The following is a 23,084-nucleotide window of genomic DNA, read 5'->3' on the forward strand; positions in this document are numbered from 1 at the left end:
TGCAATAAAAAACAGTGTTAATTTTAATTTTGTATAAAATCAATTCAAAATCATGCTGTAACGATAGACATCAATGCCTTTTACTTTTTCACATGCTGTACTTGCTCCGCCTCTTTCTAAACTGACAGGTAATCGTCTACCCATCGGTGCATTAGCAATCGGTACAATGACGCCTGATTTTTATAGAATTTTAGTACAAAAAGAAATCCATTTAAATCACCAATGGCAAGGTTTGGTTCATCCTGATTTATGGGTTGGATTACTGTTTTGTTTTTTATGGTATTACCTCTATCGCCCAATGCTTTTTAAGTTAGTTGGGATACATGCTCCACTGAATATTCATTCAGCCATGACTTTATTTAAGTTTTTATGCGGCATGATTTTGGCGATTTTACTCGGCACAGCCACACATATTATTTGGGATGGTTTAACCCATTTAGACTTCAGAACCTTTGCTTTTCATGCATTTTTAGCTCGTGAAGTTCCGATCATGGGACACATTTACCCAATGCATCGTGTTCTACAAATCGGTACATCAATTATCGCTTTGCCTTTTTTATTATGGATGTCACTACATTATTATTCTAATTTTAGACAACCCAACATCACATCGAAAAAAGTGTTTAACTTTGCTTTTATTCTCTTTTTATTCTCCTTTTTCGCAGGTTCTGCAACCTATATTTTACGTGCAAAATATACAGGATTTAATCCACACAGTGCAGATTTATACACCTTGATCGGCTTTTTTCTCAATGGTTTTGCTCGTGGTTCACTACTCTGTTTCTCTTTAGGTTGTATCGTATTTCTATGGCTTGATCGAAAACAATTTTTTAAAGAATAATTTATTTTAAAACGAAGCAAAATACTGATCTGATTCAAAGCATATAAATGTTAAATTCCGTTGTTTTTCGATCTTATCCTTGAGCCTGAACGCTCAAAGATGCATAATCTGACATTACATTTTAAAGGCGATACGCTGTTTACGTATTCGCTTCCTTAACCCATATAGTTGGATTTTTAACGCTATGATGCGAACTCATTACTGCGGTTCTTTAACCGAAGCCCAAATTGACCAAACTGTAACATTATGCGGTTGGGTACATCGTCGCCGTGACCACGGTGGTGTAATCTTCCTTGACATGCGTGACCGTGACGGTCTTGTTCAAGTGGTTATCGATCCAGATACCCCAGAAGCATTTGCAACTGCAGATAAATCACGTTCAGAATTCGTATTAAAAATTACAGGCCGTGTACGTCGTCGTTACGAAGGCACAGAAAATGCAAATATTACTAGCGGTCAAATTGAAGTATTAGGCAAAGACATTGAAGTTCTTGCTGCTTCTGAAACTCCGCCATTCCCTTTGAATGATGAAAACACCAACATTTCAGAAGAAGTACGTTTGAAATATCGTTTCCTTGATATTCGCCGTCCTGAAATGTTAGATCGCTTACGTTTCCGTTCTAAATTAACTAACCTTATTCGTAACTATTTCGAAGACAATGGTTTCTTAGACGTTGAAACACCAATTTTGACACGTGCTACTCCTGAAGGTGCACGCGACTATTTAGTGCCAAGTCGTGTATCTAACGGTAGCTTCTATGCACTTCCACAATCACCACAATTGTTCAAACAGTTGTTGATGGTTGGCGGTATTGATCGTTATTACCAAATCGCTAAATGTTTCCGTGACGAAGATTTACGTGCGGATCGTCAGCCAGAATTTACTCAAATCGACGTTGAAACATCGTTCATGAGTGACGATGACATTATGGATTTGATGGAAACTTTAACCGTGAAGATGTTCAAAGAACTTCTTAACGTTGAGTTCGATAAATTCCCTCGCATGACATATAACGATGCAATGCGTGACTATGCATCTGACAAACCAGATATGCGTATTCCTTTGAAGTTGGTTGACGTTGCAGACATGATGCAAGACGTTGAATTCAAAGTATTCGCAGGCCCTGCTAAAGATCCTAAAGGTCGTATTGTTGCGCTTCGCGTACCAGGTGCTGGCGCGCTTCCACGTAGCCAAATTGATGAATATACTAAATTTGTCGGTATCTACGGTGCGAAAGGTTTGGCTTATATTAAAGTCAATGAACTTGAAAAAGGTATTGAAGGTCTTCAATCTCCAATCGTTAAATTTATCGAACCAATCGTACTTGATTTATTAAAACGTGTTGGTGCTGAAAATGGCGATATCGTATTCTTTGGTGCGGACAAAGCAAAAGTTGTAAATGATGCAATGGGTGCTTTACGTATCAAAGTCGGTCACGACATGAAACTTTCAACGTGTGAATGGGCACCGCTTTGGGTGGTTGACTTCCCAATGTTCGAAGAAACTGACGATGGCAAATGGACATCTGTTCATCATCCATTCACGCTACCAAAATCAAGCGTTGAAGAAGTAAAGAATAATCCTGGTGCTGCGCTTTCAGTCGCTTATGACATGGTCTTGAACGGTACTGAAGTTGGCGGTGGCTCACTCCGTATTTTCAACCTAGAAATGCAAAAAGCTATTTTTGAAGCTTTAGGTATTAATGAAGAAGAAGCGGAAGAAAAATTCAGCTTCTTGTTGAATGCATTGAAATTCGGTGCGCCTCCGCATGGTGGTTTGGCATTCGGTCTTGATCGTTTGGTCATGTTAATGACGGGTGCATCTTCAATCCGTGACGTGATTGCATTCCCAAAAACCAAAACTGCTGAATGTCCATTGACTCAAGCACCTGCACCAGTTGAACCAAATCAATTGCGTGACTTAGGTATTCGCTTACGTGAAAAACCAAAAGCCGAAGAAGTTAAATAATTTTAGCCTCTGATATAAAAACCCTGCTTAAATGCAGGGTTTTTTTATATTGTTAGTACTTTTCTATATGATCTATATACAATAATTATTTCAATTGATGATATTTTTCACGCTTAGACATAGATAAGTGTTTGACTATTTTTATATTATTGATCACTTGATGCTTTTTAATAAAGCTTTCACAAAGCACTTCATATATGATCACCATACTCGAAAATAAGATATTCTATCTACTCTAATTTTCAAAATCTTAGCACACCTATACCTATCATTCGGCTGAACTCAATTCTTATGTACATTCTTTTAAAAATGATCGCATTACTTCCTTTATCATTTTTACAGCTTATCGCAAGTTTTGTATTTCTCATTCTCAGCAGCTTCAATTCATCCATGAAGCGTGTTACATCTATTAATCTTAAAATTGCTTATCCTGAATTATCTGCTGAAGATCATGCCGATTTAGTTAAAAAAAGTATTCGAAGCCAATGCCTGACTTATGTGGAATTTATTAAATGTTGGGGAATGTCACCCGAATATAGTTTAAGTTTACTCAAAGATGTTCAAGGCGAGCATTTTTTTACCGATGCCCTTGCCAATCAAAAAGGTGTGATTGTTGTTGTGCCCCATTTGGGCAGTTGGGAATTACTTAATGCATGGCTCAATGTATATGCAGCCCCTGTTATCATGTATAAACCCAATAAAGTCAAAGGTGCAAATCGTTACGTTTTAGAAGCTCGAGAAAAATTTAACGCTACGCTTGTCCCGACGGATGAAACAGGTATTCGGGCTATTTTTAAACACTTGAAACAAGGTGGGCTTACCGTCATTTTACCTGATCATGTCCCAAAACCATCAGGTGGAATTTTCTCTAATTTTTATGGACAACATGCCCTTTCAAGTACACTTGTTTCTAAACTCGCAAGTAAAACGCAATGTCATGTTATTGGTTTAAGTTGTATTCGCGATACTCACAACTCTCAACATTTTTCGGTTATCTGCCACCCTTTATCAGAAGATATTTTATCTAAAGATTTACAACTTTCTGTCGATACACTTAATGCTGAAATACAAAAAATGATTGATATTGCCCCTGAGCAATATATTTGGTCATATAAACGTTTTCGTAAAACCTCAGACGACATCAATATATACAGAAAATAATTTTTTAACTGCGAATTGATCAATGACTTCGCTATTTTTATATATTTGCTTGATTTCGTATTCAATTGAGATTAATTCGCAAAAATGGCATAATAACGTGATCAATCTTTGAGGTAAAACCTGATGGCTATGCGCCCTGCTGTTCTTCGTCATACCATTATTCTTATTGTGTTCTCAGTCGCACAATGGGGTTTTATGCGCTACATTTTAAATCATCAACTGTTTAACTTAGATACCTATCAACGTATTGTATATTTCAGTACAAGCAGTTTTTTAGCAGGATTCCTGATTATTACCGCTTTAATTTACCTTGTGTTGAAAGGTAATGCGGATAATCACTAATCTAATCACCTAAATTTTATTCCAATACATTTAAATTGATACGTAATCAGAGCAATCCCTAAAGATTAACTCTAGGTGTTTTTTATGCTAAAAATTGAATTAGAAACTTTGACTAAAGCAAAGTCTAGTCTATTTATTTCAGTTCTATTTTTAGCTTTATTTATTTATTATATTTTGAATGAAAAATTCCGTCTTTGGTATATTTCAATTATTTTTGTACTTTTTTATTTCTACCATTTAAAGAACAAGCAATTCATAAAACCTAATATCTCTCTTATTATATTTTGTAGCATCAGTCTTTTGACCTGTACACTGAGTTATTATGTATTAGATCGTTTTGAAAATATTCCGAACCAAGGTTACCTAAAAACTTATAAACGACTAATAGATCAATATTTTTGGTTTATAGCATTTATGACACTTCCTACAGTATTTTATTACAATAAATTTACGCCAAAAATATTTTATAATATTTTATTGATTGTTTGCTGTATTACATTTTTCTATGTTTCCTATTTTAATATTTTACTCGACTTTAATCGAGGAGATTTATCTCAGTTTTTCAATCCGATTATTAGCTATGATATTACTTTAATATCATTAAGCATTGTAACTCTATGCTATTCATTTTATTTAAAAAGTAAGTCTTCATATTTATTTTTAGCATTGAGTTTACTCTCCATGTTCACACTCATTTTACATGGTACGCGAGGCACATGGTTAGCTTTACCTTTTATTTATAGCTTTATATTTTTACTCTACTTTAAACAACAAACCAAAAAATGTTTCGTTTTTTTAGCTGCTATATTAATGTTTATTGTTATCAATATTTCACTCGCTAACTCCCCCCTAAAAAATCGAATTTCGGACTTAAATAATGATACTGCTTTAATCAAAAACCAAAGTTATCAAAATAGTACAGGCACACGTTTAGTCTTATGGAAAAGTGGCATAGAATTATTTAAGACAAAACCTATACTAGGTATAAGTTTATATGGAATTGAAGATAATAATTGCAAATTAGCGAAACAAGGCAAGATTCCTGAATGTTATCAACACCTTCATAGTATTTATTTTAATGAGTTAGCAGCACATGGCATATTAGGGCTATTTGGATTACTTGTAACCTTATTAATTCCCTTCTTTTTCTTTTTAAAAGATATATTCTGCGCCAATGAAAAAATTAAAATGCTTGCTATCTCTGGAAGTGTTTTTACTTTTTTCTATGCTGTTTGTGGACTAACTGAATATTATTTATTTTTTCTCTCTACAACTTTCATTTATTTTTTAGTAGTTGCAACATTGATGAGTTTTATCATTATCGAAAAACTTCATATTAGAAATTCACATTTACAATCTCAATAATGATGAGCTCAATAAATATCAAATTGATCACTATTTATTTAGCTCAATTGATTATTTGAAATTCAATTATACTTTTTTAGCGTCATTTTATAGATTCGCTTAATTAAAGAAATTTTTAAGCGCCCCCAAATATTTTTCTTTTTCTCTTTCTTATTCTTATATTGTAAAGTTTGTCTTTCTAACTCAAGATAACTTTGCCCCGCTGCACATTCATCTAATTCAGGATGATCAAATAAATGTGTTGCATAAAAATGAATATGGCTATTTTCATCATATAACTCCCCCCAATGATCATACACTTTTGGTGACTCATGATACTTCAAAAATACTTCAGCCATTTTACGATCAATAACATAAGCATATGCATAGGAAAAACGACGGATATATAATAAATTAACATGCAAAACTTTTTTATTCTTGAGTGTCCCTGTTAAAAAATGACCTCTTACTTTTTGATTCACCTTAAGCTGAATACCACCTAAACTCAAATAAAAAGTATCTTTTAAATTTAGAGCTTCAACCTCTTGCTCTAGATCATTTAAATCAAAGTCGAGAATACTTATCGCATCATCTTCAAAAATACATGCATACTTTTCATCTGAGGATAAAAAGTCTTGTAGAGCCTGCACATGTGAGAGCGTACACCCCAGCTCTGCTGGACTTAAAGGTCTTTGCTTACCTGCAACAGCATATTGAAAATATTGCTTTGTTGATAAGTTTGCACCAATGACACCAAATTTTTGGAACTCTTGTTGATACTTTTGAAAGGTTACATTATTAAAAAAAGCCTCTAAACGAGGGCTACCAGCTTGCTCTATACTAATTAAATACTTTTTCAAGACTTTACCTAAATGCTAAATAATTAAATGAGATCCAATTTCTCAATAAATAAAAAACTCCCCAATATTCCAATTTAATCAATATGAGGGATATTTTTAATATCAAATTTTTTCAACTTATTTTCAGCGCGCACAATAAAAATAAATAGCAATAACAAAGTCAGAATAATTAAAATATTAAACGTTAAATTAACCATATTTAAATCATTTATTCCAAGTAGAGTACAGCTCAAAAATAACAACAATAGCAACACAAATTTCAAAACTTTAAATACTTTATTAACTCTTTTATCTGATTTAATTTTCAAATAAGCCACATTTAGGGGCGAAAGTAGTTTTTGATCATAAAAATCTTGATGTGTTTGATATAAAGAATAATATGCTTTATGAACCGTATCTTTATCTCGACCCATCAAATCCGTTAAGCTTGAAAGATCTTTATGTTTTCGATAAAAAAATAAATACTCAGGAATCACATGAACTTTTGCATTCATTTGAGAAATACGTAAATATAAATCCCAATCCTCACACACTTTTAAATTTTCATTATAGCCTTGAACTTTTTCAAACAATACTTTTGAAACTGCAATAATAGACGGAAATAAGTTGTTGTGATAATAAAATGATTCTTGGCAAAAAGGTTTGATTTTAATTTTATTTTTTGAACGTCCTATCTCGGATACATAGCAAGCGACCATTGCTATATTTGGCTGAAGTTCAAAGGACTGTACAACTTTCTCTATATATGTAGAATCAATTAAGTCATCTGCATCTAAAAAAACTAAAATTTCACCTTGAGCATGCTTTACAGCATTATTCCGAGCTGCGGAAACTCCCATATTATCTTGTTGTAAAAAAATAATATTCGATAAATAAGTTTGAATTACATTTTTAATTGGCTCTGTCGAGCCATCATCAATAACGATATGCTCAATATTTTGATATGACTGATTTTTTACACTCCTTATTGTTTCAATAATTGTTGAATGACTGTTAAAACAAGGAGTTATAATGGATACAAGTGGTTTTTTCATCATCATAAAATATAGACTCAAAATCTCCATTCAAAACTAAATCGCAAAGATATACGCAAAAGATTAAGATTTTCCTATTATATCACGATACATTATATCTATATCTTATAAATAGATAACAAGTGCTCATAATAAGATTTCTGTTGCAATAATTTGACATAATTCAATTTATGAATACCCACTTGTTTTAAAATTAAATCATATTGCTCCTGATTAAAGCGATCATTTTGTATTATTTGCAAAAGATGAACCTTCGTATCATCCAAAATTTGCATACTTTCCGTAGTCAAATAGTGATTCATCAATTCATTAAACATGATTTGAAAGAAGAAATAATGTGGAATATTATTTTGAGTTTTCCAATAATTTAGCATCACATCCAAACAAATATGAACAATATTATTCCTGCATTTTGAAACAATAAAACTATTTAAAACATTTACATAATGTTCATCATTCCAACCAAAATAATCCTGATTGAACTCTTGCCAAAATTCTTTATTTTGTACTTTTTCATCTCTATGAAACATAAAAAAGTCTTGGCTTAAAAGCTTTTGCTCTATCGGTGCAGTGAGTAAAATTGTAGCATCAATCCAAACTCCACCATAAACATCAAGCAAAGCCAAACGAAGTAAATCTGCAAAAAATGCTGGCTTAAACTGTGGATTTTTCTTTTTTTCCCAAACAAAATCAGGTAAATCTAGATACTCTCGTATAGTGTGTTCATCTAAACGAATCACCTGATAATCTGCTTTATACTCATCAACAGATGCGAAACAGAGCTTAACTAAATCAGGTAATTTTTCCTGTTCTAATCCCTGCCCCCAATATTGCCAAATAATTTTTTGATTCAACAATTCTTTTTTAGGCTTTAATTGAAAGTATTCAAGTTTGTTTTGAAAATACTGTTCTAAGAAAATATTCCACAGTTTTGCGACATGTTTTTTTTGTAATAAATTGGCTTGTAACTTTTGTTGCTTGCGTTTTTCTTTTGAAACAAACAAAGAATAATAAGTACGCCATGGCTGTTTATGCCACTTTTTGAGTTTCCGTGTTTGCTCTTCATCTGTTGAAAACAGGTTAATTAAATCATTTTTCATATCAATTACTTAAACTTTATAACGATTTAATGCATATTTATAAATGCGTTTTAACAATGAAATTTTGAATCGAGTAAAAAATGATTTTTTAGCTTCACCATGATTTTTCAATAATTTCCGTTCTTGCTCTATATAACTTTGCCCAACCATTTCTTCACCCAATTCAGGATGATTGAATAAAAATGTCGCATAAAGTTGGCAATTAGGATCGTAATCTCGTAATTGCGACCAATGATCACAGCCTTTTGGCATTTCATGATATCTCAGTAAAAGTTCCGCCATTTTCCGATCAATCATATAAGCATAGGTATAAAATAAACGCCCAAAATAAATGGGGTGTAACTTTAAGACTGAGCGATTATTAATTTTTTGATCTAAAAAATGACCTCGCACACGATGACTACTTCTAAGCTGAATTCCGCCCATACTTAATAAAAATTCAGCAGGTAAATTCAATGCCTGCACCTGAGTTTCTAAAGTATTTAGATCAAAATCATCAAGGCAAACCGCATCGTCTTCAAAAATACATGCATATTGTTCATCTGAAGCTAAAAAATCTTTAAATGCTGTCACATGAGATAAAGTACATCCTAACTCAGCAGGGCTTAATGCTTTTTTACGCCCAGCCACTGCCAATTTAAAATATTCTGCTGTTGGTAAGTCTGCACCACGCACACCAATTTTTTTAAATTCAGTTTGATATTGAGCAAATGTTGATTGGGCAAAAAATCCCGCCAAACGAGGGCTACCTTCTTTTTCAATACTGATTAAATACTTTTTCACCGGCGAACTCAGGAACATCTTTAATTAAAGTAAAATTTTATACTATTTCGATGATCTAAATACCATTCATATTGTTAAGGATACATAGATTTTTTAGGTCAACACGTCTATGATTCTTGTTTTAATAGATTTAATGATTAGGTATGAGTCAACTCGGTTTTTCTTCGGATATTTATCACATTAAAATTGAAGAATTGCTCGCCTTAAATGATGCAACTTTAGCCCCATCTGCATACATTTATCATGACCCTGTCATTCTATTGATCGGGAAAGAAAGTAAAAATATCCCAGATCTACTGGGTTGTGGTCGAGATATTTTACTCGAAGCTCAAAAACAAGGGCTCAGCCATTATCCAACTCGGATTGTCTTTGAACAACGTGCACCTCAATTGTCTGTTTTAGGACTGCTGAAACCTATTCGTAAAAAATACCAAGATGCCTCTTTCCAAAGTTATGAAATTCGCCTCAGCGATATCATTGACAACCACTTAGAACGCAATTTAAAGACTGAAGAAACTGCATACAATTATAGCGAACGTAACAAATGGGGTGTTCCAAAAGATCAACGCCAAGACCGTTTCAATAAAATTGATCAATCCTTTCGTGATCATGGCTATGATAAAAATCATCCTATGGCAATTATGTTATGTCGTGGACTGGGTGTAAAAGATAAATTGCATCAAGGACATCACCGTATGTTTTTTTGCAGAAAATATAATATTGAGTTTGTACAAGTTCAATTTCTCGCGACAAATAGTTTTACAGGCCATTTAAACACGTTCTTCTTATGGCTCAACAAAACCTTAAAATATAAACAGGTGAACTGACATCATGAATACACCATGTATCTCCGTCATTCTGACTCATTTCAATAAAGGTCCTTTGCTCAAGAGAACCATTGATTCTTTACAACCTGATTTAGTTGAATTACTTGAAATTATCGTAGTTGATGATGCATCTACCGATCCACAGTGGATTGAGTATTCAAACTATTTAGAGCAACACTATTCTAAAGTTAAAATCATTCGTAATTTAGACAATAAAGGCCCTGCAAACCGTTTAAATCAAGGGGCAAATACAGCTCAAGGCGATTATTTATTTTTTATGGATGCCGATGATGTCCTTGCACCCAATCGCTTAATGCAAATTTTAGATTTAATGACACAATCTAGTTGTGATTTGTTTTATGGCAATAAAGTAAAAATTTATGATTTAGCCGGAATGCAACAACATCCTAAAATGGATACTCAAATTATAGAAAATCCACTTACCTACATGATCCAACATAACATTATGGAAATGTGTGTAATGTGCAGTCGTGAAGTATGGTTACAATCCAATGGATGTAATGCATCGTTATTCATCCAAGATGAATCACTCGCTTTACAGCTAGGTGCTGTTGCAAAAAAGCTGCTTTTCACAAAAACACCGACTGTTTTTGTCATTTTAGATGTTGCAGAAACCAAAACAAAACGTGGGGATAATCGTCTTTCTCAAAACCTAAACCAACAACATCATGATATGTTTTTTACCATTTATGATTTTTTAAACGATCATGAATTAGATCAAACTCAGCAAAATTTACTAAAGAAAAAAGCTCTTTCAACCTATTGGAAAAGTTTAAAATCTCGTAATCAAAAAAGCATCAAAGAGTTTTTATTTTATATTCTTGCAAAAAGAAATCCTGAAAAATGGTGGGCGAGTCGTAGCAATGAACTGAAAACTTATTTTTCAAAATTAGATCAAGTTAGACGACCTATTATTTAATTTTTTAATCTCTTTCATCTGTAAAGAAAGGCTTTTTATGGCTATTCCCAAAATCATTCATCAAATTTATTTACAAGGTGAAGCAAATATTCCTGACAATATTAAGCAATCGATTGCTGAACTGCGTCAGAGAAATTTAGATTGGGAATATCATCTTTATGATGAAACCATAATGGTCGACTATATTTCTCGACATTATGATGTAGAAATGCTGACGATCTATCAGTCTATTCAAAAGGAATATCCTGCTGCACGTTCTGACTTTTTTAGATATTTACTCATGTATAAAGAAGGTGGTGTATATCTCGATTTAAAAAGCTCTTGTTCCAAGCCATTTAATGAAATATTAACTGATCAAGATGAATTAGTTATCTGTGGTTGGGAAAATGAACAAGGTCAAAAATACCAAGGCTACGGTATTAATAAACATTTAAAGCATTTAAAACATGGTGAATATCAACAATGGAATATTATTTGTAAGCCAAACTCACCCTTTTTAAAAGCTGTAATTGATGAAGTTATCTATCGAATAAAGCACTATACGCCAATGAAATATCATGTTGGTCGTAAAGGTGTACTCAATACGACTGGTCCAGTTTCCTATTCATTAGCGATTGAATCGGTTATTCAACAAAATAAATATCCCTACCGTTATGAACGCTTTGCTTCACAATTCGGTTTGATTTATATCAATACAGATACGTCAGTCGTTAATAAAAATCACTACAGCCTACAAATCACACCTGTGATTCAATTAAATCATTTCGATTATTTTTTATATCTTTTATGGTTGTATATTCTACATCCCAAAAAAGTATTCGCTAAAAAATAATATGATTTATTAATGAGCTAAAAAATATTACCCAATACACTTTAGCCCATTCTAATCTATCCACCTCACATCCATAAGGATGCAAAATATTGTTTCATTCTAAAGCTTAAGCCTTTCTGTTTGGCATGTGCTGATTGTTCCCAATCTGACTGACTCATTTTTTGCGATGTTTCACTACGTAAATATGCATGCCCACCAAAACGATAATGCCCTTTATCGGAGAACATCACTTTAGCATTTTTTTTCCAAGGCTCTTTTTCACCACGCGTAAAATATGGATGTAAAACTTTAATATCCTTTCGATTGAGTGCATATTTATTGAGATGGCTTTCATCATGCCACAATGCAATTTGATCATTTTTTAAATCTTCATGTGTATTTAAACTTAGCTCTTTGCACATTGCTAAATATGCATGTGACCGACCACCATTTAATGCACCAGTAAAATAATACTTCCCTTGATTTAAAGGGATATTTGCCTTAGACAAAACATTTCGGTCATAGGTATATTTATTTCGATTTTTATGAAAAGCATGGGGCTGTATTGCAAAGGCCAATTGCTCCGTATCTGCTTGAGGCAAAAGATCTTGAGCATAAATTGGCGACAATATTTCTGTATTTGCATTGAAAAAATAAATAAAATCAAAAGTTTCTAATTGATCTTTAATACCTAAAAAAATATCAAAACGCATTAATGTATCGTGTGGCCATCCTAATTTATTTTGTAAAATATAAGAGACGTTATGCGTATCTGAAGTATTTAATAATTCCTGATCATCTGTAAATACAAAATAATGTTTATCACAATCAGGGAGTAAATTCCGCTCCGCAGATTGATAAAAATAATCCCAGAAAACAGTATAACGTCCTGTTGCAATGTATAAAATTGCAACTTTACTTTTTTGATTGCTCATATAAATAACCATTTTGTTTCAATAACGGATGCCAATATACACAGTTCAATACAAAATCATTATGATTTATTTTCGCCGTAATTAATTACGTTTACCCAACTTTAAACGTAATTTCACGGCAAACATTGAATCTTTACCACTAATTTTAATACGTTGTAACTGCATAAAATCAGGTAAATCAGCATCAATGCCTTCCTTAGTCGTTACAGCATTGCTATAGCCAACTTGCCTTGCGGTCTCAACATCACGTTGTGAATAAATACCAAAAGGATAAGCAAAACTCATCACCGTTTTTTGGGTAAGTTGCTCTAATTGAGCTTTAGAATCACGCAGTTCAACCAAACACTCAGCATCAGATAATTTATCTAAATTAGCGTGCGTTAATGTATGCGAACCTATTTCAACAATGCCACTTTGAGCTAAAAAATGAACCTGCTCATCATTAAGTTTCGGCTCTCGTGCTAATTCACCGCTGTTATGATGGGCTTTTTTATAGGTTGACCAATCACGTTCATGACGATCAACGACAACATAAATCGTTGCTTTTGCATGATATTTTTCTAAAATTGGATAGGCATTTTCTAAATTATCGAGATAACCATCATCAAAAGTAATCGCAACTGTTTTCTCAGGATGCTTGCCCCAATTGTCTTGTAACTCTTGCATGGTGACAAAATGAAAGCCTTCAGCTTTCATCCATGCTACTTGCTTTTCAAACGCAGCAGGTTGAACACGTAATTTATTAAATTTTGCACCATCAATATGCTCACGCACCATGTGATACATCAATACACGTGGTCGCTTCCAATCTACAGCAGGTTTCCACCATGCATATTTAACACTAAATGCAATCATTAAAACCAATAGTAGAATGAGTAGATAAATCACAGTGAAAATCCATTATTTTGCTAAAAGATATGTTGCCACACGCTCTGCTTCTTTAAAAGTCTGTGCTTGTGGTAAATCTGCATTACTTTCTGTCTTAGAAATCACTTTTTTTTCAATCATCTGATCAATCGACTTGGTAATCCGATCTTGCTTTAAACGATCAATTTCAATCACACCGACCCGACAACCCGCTGTCAATGCTTCAAAAATCATCGACACGCTGTCCTCTGTCACCCAAACGGCTTCAGCTTTTTGCATTTCTTCAAAAATCCAACCTTGCGGTGTTTCCTCTACAGGAAATATATTTAAGTTTTCAGCAAAGCTCTCTAGTTTTAAGTGTGTCAAAAATTCAGATGGTGTGCGGCGAGAAGTTGTTAAAATAAATTCTGCCTGAAGATTATTGTCCACAATATTTTTCAGGCTATGTAGAACCTTTTCTTCATTCCATTGATGGCGTTTAGATGAACCGCCCAAAGCAATTAAAATTCGATTAGGTACATGTCGTTGCTCATTGATAATGGGATTTAAAGCCCCTTGTGTCAAAATCACGTTGCCATTTTCAGCAATACCATCATGCTCTGGAATAATCACATGATCAAACCAAGTAAATGGATAATTTGGTTTCATCAAAATCACAGTTTTAGCTTGCCGATAAATTTTACCTAGCAATACAACACGTAATTGAGTATGACTGCCCACACCAAAAATATAATCAGGTTGTTTAGAAAAACCACGAAAAGATTTAATCAACATTCCCATTAATAATGAAAAAATCGGTAAATCTTGAATATTAACTTCTTCAAAAGTCACCTCATCAGTATATTGGCGTTGCATTGCTTTAAACAAACCGACTGCCTGTGAACGGTGCCCGGCTTTCCCATCACTGGCATAGACAATATGCATGCATGATCCTTTCCTGATGTTTGACTCATAAAAAAAGGCGAAAACACGTTTCGCCTTTTTATCTTAACCGATGAACTTATTTTACGTAAGTTAACCAGTGTGCATATTTAGGGTCTTTACCCTGAACCGCATCAAAATATGCTTTTTGGATTTGTGTTGTAATTGGACCACGAACACCTTCACCAATCTGACGATCATCATATTCACGGATTGGCGTTACTTCAGCCGCAGTACCCGTAAAGAATGCTTCATCACCAATATAAAATTCGTCACGAGTAATACGACGCTCAATAACTTCATAGCCCAAGTCTTTAGCAATGGTAATAATTGTTTGACGGGTAATACCATCAAGCGCACCACCAGCAACATCAGGTGTATGAATCACACCATCACGGACTAAGAATACGTTTTCGCCCGAACCTTGACATACATAACCTTGTGGATCGAGTAACATTGCTTCGTCATAACCAGAATGTGCTACTTCTTGGTGTGCAAGAATAGACAAAGTATAGTTACCTGACGCTTTAGCCTTACACATGGTCACATTTGGATGATGATGGGTAAATGAAGACGTTTTTACACGAATCCCCTTCGCCATTGCTTCTTCACCCAGATAAGCACCCCAGCTCCAAGCAGCAACAACTGCATGAATTGTATTGTCTGTTGCAGCGATACCCAATTTTTCAGAACCAATGAAAATGATTGGACGCAAATAGCAAGATGCTAATTTATTTTCACGAACAACATCAATTTGGGCTTGCTCCAATGTCGCTTGATCATACGGAACTTTCATTTGATAGATTTTTGCAGAATTTAATAGACGCTTAGTGTGTTCTTTTAAACGGAAAATCGCTGTTCCATTCGGAGTTTCATAAGCTCGGACACCCTCAAACACACCCATACTATAGTGTAAAGTATGTGTTAAGACGTGAGTTTTTGCTTCACGCCAATCAACCATTTGTCCATTTTGCCAAATAAAACCATCACGATCAGCCAAGTTCATGCCACACACTCCAAATTTTTTTACACAATTATTCACTTTCCAATGCGAATGTCGCAGTTGGATCAATTAGTCTTTGCCACAATTTACAAACGACCTCTCGGGTATCGTGCCAGTCGGCTGCACTCACTTGCATATTATGATTTGCAAGTGCTAGACGATGGCTCTCGGCGCGTTCACTCAAATAGGCTTGAATCAGTGCTGTAACGTCGCTGCTTGGTAAGCAACCGGCCTTGCCAGCATCTTCTAGGATTCTTACATTGTCGGAATAATGGGCGAGATCTTGATTCGTCCCACTCCAGGCTAACACCATGTACTGTGCCATAAATTCAATGTCAACGATACCACCTGCATCCTGTTTTAAATGAAAAATACCATCTTTTTTCTGCTCTTTTGATGAACCAAGATGGTCTTTCATTTTCTGGCGCATGTTCAGTACTTCGACTCGAACATTTTCTTCATCACGAGGTAAAGTCAAAATACGGCAACGTAATTGTTCGAACTTTTCTCTTAACGATAATTCACCTGCAATTGAACGAGCACGTACCAAAGCTTGATGCTCCCACACCCATGCACTTTTAAGTTGATATTGTTCAAATGCTTTCAAACTTGTGACAAGTAAGCCTGCCTCACCTGACGGACGTAACCGTGTATCAATTTCATAAACACGACCATCTAGCGTTTGCGTGGTCATCAGTGACATAAATTTTTGTGCCACACGCATAGCAAACTCAAAACCGCTAATGACTTTCGTGCCATCTGTATCGGCTTGCTCATCCATGGCATGGATAAAGACCAAATCCAAATCTGAACCATAACCCAATTCAATACCACCCAACTTGCCATAACCTGCTACTACAAAAGCTAAGTGATCAAGCGAACAACGTCTTCCATTTTCATCTAGTGGATAGCCATGTCGTTTCGCCACAGTTTGATAAGCTAAATTAAGTGCTGCAATCACTGAAACTTCAGCAATATCAGTCAATGCATCAGATACTTTCATCAGTGGGCTTTCAGCCAAAACATCACTTGCAGCGACTGTTAAGACATTAGATTTTTTAAATAGTCTTAAAACACGCATCTGATCTTCAACTTGATCAATTTCAATGCGAAGGAGTTGTTGGCGTAGAGAGTCTTCTAAATAACGTCGTTGTGGCAACTCAAAATCCATCGACAAAAATTCATCAAGTAATACTGGATAATGCGTAAGTTCCTCACAAATCCAAGGACTTACCGTTGCCATTTTGACAAGTCGCTGTAATGCCCCTTTACTCTCAATTAACATGACCAAATAAACAGTGCGGCGCATAACCGATTCCACTAAAGGCATTAAACGCATCAATGCAATTTGTGGTTTGTCAGACTGTAAAATTGCTTCAATTAGATAAGGCCAAAACTCTTTTAAACGCTGTACCGCTTTGGCAGGCAGTTTTTTAATCGCATGCCCATACCAGAATTCATGAATGAGATTTTTAGCATTCGCATCCAATATAGCCTCTAAACGATTTTCAAGCTGAGTTGAATTTTCAACCGTTGTTTCACAGCCTTTTTCTTTAATTAAATGCTCAAACTGATAAATGACTTTGCCACGTTTTTCATTTAAAAAAGCAATAAATGTATCCCAATCTTCAAAACCCAAAGTATCTGTCAGACGTTGGCGCAAATCATCTTCTGTCGGTAAAGACTGTGTTTGTTGATCATTAAGGGCTTGAATAGCATGTTCTACGCGACGTAAGAATAGATAAGCATCTTCTAAGTCAATGACTGCCTGAGCATCAAGTAAGCCGACTTCACCCAAATGTTTCAAGCTAACCAAGCATTGACGATCTTGTAGTTCTAATTTTGATCCACCATAAATCAATTGAAAAACTTGGACAATAAACTCAACTTCACGAATTCCACCTGCGCCGAGCTTAATATCATCAGCAATATTTCGACGAGAAACCTCTCGCTCAATCATCGCTTTCATTTCACGCATGGCTTCAAAAGCGGTGTAATCGACATATTTACGAAATACAAATGGACGAGTCATTTCCAATAAATCATCGCCCTCAGCGCCCCCCGTAATAATACGAGCTTTAATCCACGCGTAGCGTTCCCATTCACGTCCATGCTGGCTGAGGTATTTTTCCAAAGCGACATGACTGATCGCCAATGCTGAACCATCGCCCCATGGACGCAGACGCATATCTACTCGAAAAACAAAACCATCCGCCGTAATGTGGTCAAGCAAGTAAATTAGCTTCTGCCCCCACAAAATACAAAACTGCTGTACATCTATACATTTTCGACCATTGGTTTCTCCCTGCTCATCAAAGGCAAAAATCAGGTCAATATCACTCGATAAATTAAGTTCTTGTGCACCGAGTTTCCCCATCGCAATAACTATTAAATCTTGTACTTTTCCACTATAACCAATGGGCTCTCCATGTTTTGCCAATAATGGAATAAGTGCAAATTCTTTCGCTGCGACAATACACGCATCGGCAAAATCTGAAAGCTCACGAGTTAAGGTCACCACATCCGTCTGTTGATTGGCATCTTGCCAAATCCAACGAAACATTAAACGTGCACGTAATACTCGAAGTGCTTGCATCCACTGTGCTTCATCTTGAAGTCCTACAAGGCTTTGTTGTATCAATAATTGAATTTTTTCAGTTGAAAGCGACTGATCAAAAGGATGTACTGCTGCATCCTGCTCAAGTGTATTTTGATGTAAATTTAATATTTGTTCGGCATATTGACTGGCACGTAATGTTTTTTGCAATTGTGCAGTATTCATCTGAAAAACCTGTACTTTCAATTGAAGTGTTATTTATATCAGTTGCTGTGAATATTGGGGCAATTTTCGCTATATTCTTTTTATTTTTATTGCACAAATATGCTAATGAAATACATCCCTAAAATTCCTGAATGTTAAATCATAAAAAATGCAGAAATAACTAACCTACGGAATGATGCTCATGCACCTCAGCCTTGACTAATGTTTGATGTTCATTAACCGCTGCTGGTAAAATTATGCTAAAAACAGTACCTATGCCTTCTTTAGAAGTCACGTAAATTTCACCATGATTTAAAGCAATAAATCGCTTACACAGCACAAGTCCTAAACCCGTACCTGCTTCACCATTAGTACCCTTCAAGCTAAATTTGATTTGTGGTTCAAAAATATGCTCCAACTGAGTTGCTGACATTCCCAAACCCGAATCTGTTACTTTTAACTCAATGCCATTTTCAACACGTTGTGCATGAATACTTACCTTACCCGAACCGTCCATATGAGTAAATTTTAATGCATTCGCAACAAGATTTTGCACGACAGACGTCATCATATTCATATCAGCATATACCGCCAAATCAGCAGGAACATGGTGACTAAGTTCAATATTTTTCTTATATGCGAAACTTTTTAAAACATCATAAACGATATCAACCAACTGATTGAGTTTAAAGTTGATTGGATGATAAACAAAGTTCCCACCCTCTGCCATTGCCCAATTTAATAAGCTTTCAAGTAAACTATAGGTAGACTGTACCGTATCATGCAAAAATTCTGCAATATCTTGTACACCTGCTTCATCCAAGGTATCACGCTCTTGCGCCAATACTTCAGAGAAACCAAGCAAACCATGAAAAGGTGCTCTCAAATCATGTGCTATAATCTGAAAAAATTTAGTTTTACTTAGATTTAACGCCGCTTGTTGTTCATAGAGTTCTTTAAATTCTGAAGCTTCCACGCTCATTTCTAAACACTTCATCAAGCCATCAGATAAATCTTCAACTAAGGCAACACTTTCCGTATCGAACTCAATATTTTCATCATCAAAATAAACGACCTTCCCTAAGGATCCTTTCAACTTAGGGCTTAAATCAAAACCAACAATCCGCTGATGCTCTGCACCCAAGTCATGGACATGTTGCGAAAATGAAGCATAATTATGATGATGACAATCAATCAACGTAGCATTATCGAAATAAGTATGTAATTGTGCATTGGGGTTGGCATGAAAGGCTTTAAAACCATTTGAATCTGAATACCAAACATAGGGTTCATCTTCAAATGCTAAAATTGCATATTTCGTATTTAACATCTTTCGAGAAATACGCAAAAAACGCTCAAGGTTATTATCTTCAGTAAAAACGCCTAACAACAATGCAACTGGGCATGCACTCAAAAGATCTGCCTCACCTATTTCCAGTAAATGTAGTTGCATACGCCCTCACTTAGACTGACCTTTGAATTATTATTGAACGTTTGAATCTTTTTACAGTTTCTTTACTTTACTTACATAACTTTACAGCATGTTTTAACATATAACGACTAATTATTTAACAAATATCATAAAAAAGCTGATGAACACCACAAATTATTTTGTTTTTCGTAAAATTTATAAAAATATTTATGAAAATAAGCATTATAATTTTTTAAATATAGAAAACTTAATTCAATACATAGTAATTTTATACAGATGTGATGTTTATATTAAGACATAAAAACACTTATTTAATAAGTGAATACAACTTATAACTCAAGAGTTCTTTGAGGGGCTATTGAATACTTATCGCAGGTAAATAGGCAAAGAATTTAGCTATAGATGATTTATTTTTATGATACCCAACATGTCCTAAAAAATTGGTTTATCACTCTACAAAATAACAATAGCACTCCCACTTCTACTGTTTTAGTGATAAAGCCATGAATCTTTTGATAAATATATTTTATCATCACGTTTAGTATAAATTCTTAACTGACGTAATTTGCTTCACATTTTGTCACTATAGAGATTGACAAATATCTTTCGATTCGAAAAAAGACTAAATTTCAAGTAGAATAAAGCTATTGGCGAACAACACTAATGTGTATATTTTTTCAGCTAGATGGCAATATAACAAGATATTGCTTTGGCTGAAGTGCTAAGCGCACCAAGATTTTAAATGTTTTAATTAAGCAAAGTGGTTCGCAGGACTGAACCAAAAGTTCAGTTCTTTCAAACTCAATCTAAAGCAAGGGGCTATATATGGCTGGTGGAAAGTCAACTATCATTTACACACTGACCGATGAGGCGCCATTATTGGCAACTTACTCACTACTGCCGATCATTGAGACCTTTACTAAGCCGGCTGGCGTAGAAATTGTCAAAACTGACATTTCTGTAGCTATACGTGTACTCGCAGAATTCAATGAATACCTAAGCGAAGAGCAAAAAGTACCGAATAACCTTGCTGAGCTTGGTCGTCTTACTCAAGATCCTGACACAAATATCATCAAATTGCCAAACATCAGTGCTTCTGTTTCTCAGTTGACTGCATGTATTAAAGAGCTTCAATCTAAAGGCTTTGCGATTCCGGACTATCCTGAGAATCCAACGACTGACGAAGAAAAAGCAATTAAAGCTCGTTATGGCAAATGCTTAGGCTCTGCTGTAAACCCTGTACTTCGTGAAGGTAACTCAGATCGTCGTGCACCTGCTGCTGTTAAAAACTATGCTAAGAAACACCCGCACTCTATGAGCGAGTGGAAGCAATGGTCACAAACTCACGTTTCTCACATGGAAGAAGGCGACTTCTATCATGGTGAAAAATCAATGACGCTTGACCGTGCTCGTAACGTAAAAATGGAATTAATCACCCAAACTGGTGAAACCATTGTTCTTAAAGAAAAAGTTGCGTTACTTGATGGCGAAATCATTGACTCAATGTTCATGAGCAAGAAAGCGCTTTGCGATTTCTATGAAAAAGAACTTGATGATTGTAAAGAAGCAGGAATTTTGTTCTCTTTACACGTTAAAGCGACCATGATGAAAGTTTCACACCCGATCGTATTCGGTCACTGTGTGAAAATTTATTATAAAGATGCATTTGAAAAACACGGTAAATTGTTTGATGAACTGGGTATTAACGTAAACAACGGTATGGCTGGTCTTTATGAAAAGATCGCAACTTTACCGACTTCTTTACGTGAAGAAATCATCGAAGATTTACATGCTTGCCAAGAACATCGTCCTGCGCTTGCAATGGTTGATTCTGCGAAAGGCATCACTAACTTCCATTCACCTAACGATGTGATTGTAGATGCTTCTATGCCTGCAATGATTCGTGGTGGCGGTAAAATGTGGGGTGCTGATGGTAAACCTTACGACTGTAAAGCTGTAATGCCTGAATCGACATTTGCTCGTATTTACCAAGAAATGATCAATTTCTGTAAATGGAATGGTAACTTTGACCCACGTACGATGGGTACAGTACCAAACGTAGGCTTAATGGCTCAAAAAGCTGAAGAATACGGTTCACACGACAAGACTTTTGAAGTTTCTTCAGCAGGTATTGCAAACATTACTGACCTTGAAACAGGTGAAGTATTGATGTCGCAAAACGTTGAGGAAGGCGACATCTGGCGTATGTGTCAGGTAAAAGATGCACCGATTCGTGACTGGGTTAAACTTGCTGTTACTCGTGCACGTAACTCAGGCATGCCTGCAATCTTCTGGCTTGACCCATACCGTCCACACGAAAATGAATTAATCAAGAAAGTTGAAAAATACTTGAAAGATCATGACACCACTGGTCTTGATATCCAAATCATGTCTCAAGTACGTGCAATGCGTTATACGCTTGAACGTGTTGCTCGTGGTCTCGATACGATTTCTGTAACAGGTAACATCTTACGTGACTACCTAACAGACTTATTCCCAATTATGGAATTGGGTACTTCTGCTAAAATGTTATCAATCGTTCCGTTAATGGCGGGCGGTGGTATGTATGAAACAGGTGCGGGTGGTTCTGCTCCTAAGCACGTACAACAGCTTGTTGAAGAAAACCACTTACGTTGGGATTCACTTGGTGAATTCTTAGCGCTTGCAGTTTCTTTAGAAGAGCTTGGCATTAAAGAAAACAATCTTCATGCTAAATTGCTTGCTAAAACCCTTGATCAAGCGACAGGTAAATTGTTGGATAACGACAAATCACCATCACGTCGTACAGGTGAATTAGACAACCGTGGCAGCCACTTCTTCCTTGCGAAATTCTGGGCCGAAGCACTCGCTGCTCAAGACGAAGATGCTGAATTGAAATCTAAATTTGCACCACTTGCAAAAGCATTGGCTGAAAATGAAGATAAGATCATTGCAGAACTTGCAGAAGTACAAGGTAAAGCTGTTGATATCGGTGGTTACTACGCTGTAGATACAGCGAAAGTAAATGCAATAATGCGTCCGAGTGCGACGTTTAATGCGGCACTTGCTAGTGTTTAAAAATATACTTTCGGCAATTTAGTCGATGTATGAAAGAAGCCGATGCATATGCATCGGCTTCTTTTTATCTGTAAGTTTTAACGCCATGAACGATTG

The 23,084-nt window shown here is 35.3% G+C and carries 19 protein-coding genes; 9 read left to right on the forward strand and 10 right to left on the reverse strand.

Annotated elements, in window-relative coordinates; genetic code table 11:
- Positions 1 to 73: 73 nt before the first annotated feature.
- The 5 genes from ACK2M2_RS03035 (at position 74) to ACK2M2_RS03055 (ending at position 5,678) form a co-directional block, all read left to right on the forward strand.
- Complete coding sequence (locus tag ACK2M2_RS03035) at positions 74 to 841, forward strand: DUF4184 family protein (RefSeq protein WP_419346083.1); 768 nt, start codon at positions 74 to 76, stop codon at positions 839 to 841.
- Between the two features lie 184 nt (positions 842 to 1,025).
- Positions 1,026 to 2,810, forward strand: coding sequence for an aspartate--tRNA ligase (gene aspS, locus ACK2M2_RS03040; RefSeq protein ID WP_409510310.1), 1,785 nt, complete (start codon positions 1,026 to 1,028; stop codon positions 2,808 to 2,810).
- A gap of 291 nt (positions 2,811 to 3,101) precedes the next feature.
- Positions 3,102 to 3,971 (forward strand): lysophospholipid acyltransferase family protein, encoded by an 870-nt coding sequence (locus ACK2M2_RS03045; RefSeq protein WP_419346084.1) that lies wholly within the window; start codon positions 3,102 to 3,104, stop codon positions 3,969 to 3,971.
- A gap of 123 nt (positions 3,972 to 4,094) precedes the next feature.
- Entirely contained in the window at positions 4,095 to 4,313 is a 219-nt protein-coding gene (locus ACK2M2_RS03050) for a hypothetical protein (protein ID WP_409510308.1), read from the forward strand.
- 84 nt (positions 4,314 to 4,397) lie between these two features.
- Complete coding sequence (locus ACK2M2_RS03055; protein WP_419346085.1) at positions 4,398 to 5,678, forward strand: O-antigen ligase family protein; 1,281 nt, start codon at positions 4,398 to 4,400, stop codon at positions 5,676 to 5,678.
- A gap of 62 nt (positions 5,679 to 5,740) precedes the next feature.
- Here the strand turns inward: ACK2M2_RS03055 and ACK2M2_RS03060 are convergent, their stop codons facing one another.
- The 4 genes from ACK2M2_RS03060 to ACK2M2_RS03075 form a co-directional block, all read right to left on the reverse strand.
- Positions 5,741 to 6,517 (reverse strand): glycosyltransferase family 25 protein, encoded by a 777-nt coding sequence (locus ACK2M2_RS03060; protein ID WP_419346086.1) that lies wholly within the window; start codon positions 6,515 to 6,517, stop codon positions 5,741 to 5,743.
- A gap of 74 nt (positions 6,518 to 6,591) precedes the next feature.
- Entirely contained in the window at positions 6,592 to 7,557 is a 966-nt protein-coding gene (locus tag ACK2M2_RS03065; RefSeq protein ID WP_419346087.1) for a glycosyltransferase, read from the reverse strand.
- A 92-nt stretch (positions 7,558 to 7,649) separates the two neighbouring features.
- A complete protein-coding gene (locus tag ACK2M2_RS03070; protein ID WP_419346088.1) occupies positions 7,650 to 8,651 on the reverse strand; it encodes a capsular polysaccharide synthesis protein in 1,002 nt (333 codons plus the stop codon).
- Positions 8,652 to 8,660: 9 nt separating this feature from the next.
- Entirely contained in the window at positions 8,661 to 9,434 is a 774-nt protein-coding gene (locus ACK2M2_RS03075; protein WP_419346089.1) for a glycosyltransferase family 25 protein, read from the reverse strand.
- 143 nt (positions 9,435 to 9,577) lie between these two features.
- On the opposite strand from ACK2M2_RS03075, the gene ACK2M2_RS03080 reads away from it, so the two are divergent.
- The 3 genes from ACK2M2_RS03080 to ACK2M2_RS03090 are packed head-to-tail and all read left to right on the forward strand — an operon-like array spanning position 9,578 to position 12,033.
- Positions 9,578 to 10,261 (forward strand): hypothetical protein, encoded by a 684-nt coding sequence (locus ACK2M2_RS03080; RefSeq protein WP_409510302.1) that lies wholly within the window; start codon positions 9,578 to 9,580, stop codon positions 10,259 to 10,261.
- 4 nt (positions 10,262 to 10,265) lie between these two features.
- Positions 10,266 to 11,201 (forward strand): glycosyltransferase family 2 protein, encoded by a 936-nt coding sequence (locus tag ACK2M2_RS03085; protein ID WP_419346090.1) that lies wholly within the window; start codon positions 10,266 to 10,268, stop codon positions 11,199 to 11,201.
- 7 nt (positions 11,202 to 11,208) lie between these two features.
- A complete protein-coding gene (locus ACK2M2_RS03090) occupies positions 11,209 to 12,033 on the forward strand; it encodes a glycosyltransferase family 32 protein (RefSeq protein ID WP_419346142.1) in 825 nt (274 codons plus the stop codon).
- Between the two features lie 65 nt (positions 12,034 to 12,098).
- Here the strand turns inward: ACK2M2_RS03090 and ACK2M2_RS03095 are convergent, their stop codons facing one another.
- From ACK2M2_RS03095 to ACK2M2_RS03120, 6 genes are all read right to left on the reverse strand, one after another.
- Positions 12,099 to 12,947, reverse strand: a complete 849-nt coding sequence (locus ACK2M2_RS03095) for a family 6 glucosyltransferase (protein WP_419346091.1) — start codon at positions 12,945 to 12,947, stop codon at positions 12,099 to 12,101.
- 81 nt (positions 12,948 to 13,028) lie between these two features.
- Positions 13,029 to 13,835, reverse strand: a complete 807-nt coding sequence (locus tag ACK2M2_RS03100) for a polysaccharide deacetylase family protein (protein ID WP_419346092.1) — start codon at positions 13,833 to 13,835, stop codon at positions 13,029 to 13,031.
- Positions 13,836 to 13,847: 12 nt separating this feature from the next.
- On the reverse strand, positions 13,848 to 14,738 hold the full coding sequence (locus tag ACK2M2_RS03105; RefSeq protein WP_419346093.1) for an ELM1/GtrOC1 family putative glycosyltransferase: 891 nt from the start codon (positions 14,736 to 14,738) through the stop codon (positions 13,848 to 13,850).
- Positions 14,739 to 14,814: 76 nt separating this feature from the next.
- The gene (locus ACK2M2_RS03110; RefSeq protein WP_409510297.1) at positions 14,815 to 15,741 is read right to left on the reverse strand and encodes a branched-chain amino acid transaminase; all 927 of its coding nucleotides are present in this window, start codon (positions 15,739 to 15,741) and stop codon (positions 14,815 to 14,817) included.
- Positions 15,742 to 15,769: 28 nt separating this feature from the next.
- Complete coding sequence (glnE, locus tag ACK2M2_RS03115; protein WP_409510296.1) at positions 15,770 to 18,541, reverse strand: bifunctional [glutamate--ammonia ligase]-adenylyl-L-tyrosine phosphorylase/[glutamate--ammonia-ligase] adenylyltransferase; 2,772 nt, start codon at positions 18,539 to 18,541, stop codon at positions 15,770 to 15,772.
- A gap of 139 nt (positions 18,542 to 18,680) precedes the next feature.
- Positions 18,681 to 19,952 (reverse strand): sensor histidine kinase, encoded by a 1,272-nt coding sequence (locus ACK2M2_RS03120; protein WP_419346094.1) that lies wholly within the window; start codon positions 19,950 to 19,952, stop codon positions 18,681 to 18,683.
- A gap of 804 nt (positions 19,953 to 20,756) precedes the next feature.
- Between ACK2M2_RS03120 and ACK2M2_RS03125 the strand changes: the two genes are divergently transcribed.
- Entirely contained in the window at positions 20,757 to 22,988 is a 2,232-nt protein-coding gene (locus tag ACK2M2_RS03125; protein ID WP_409510294.1) for an NADP-dependent isocitrate dehydrogenase, read from the forward strand.
- Positions 22,989 to 23,084 lie beyond the last annotated feature (96 nt).

The organism is Acinetobacter sp. TY1, from assembly GCF_048551395.1.
Lineage (GTDB): Bacteria > Pseudomonadota > Gammaproteobacteria > Pseudomonadales > Moraxellaceae > Acinetobacter.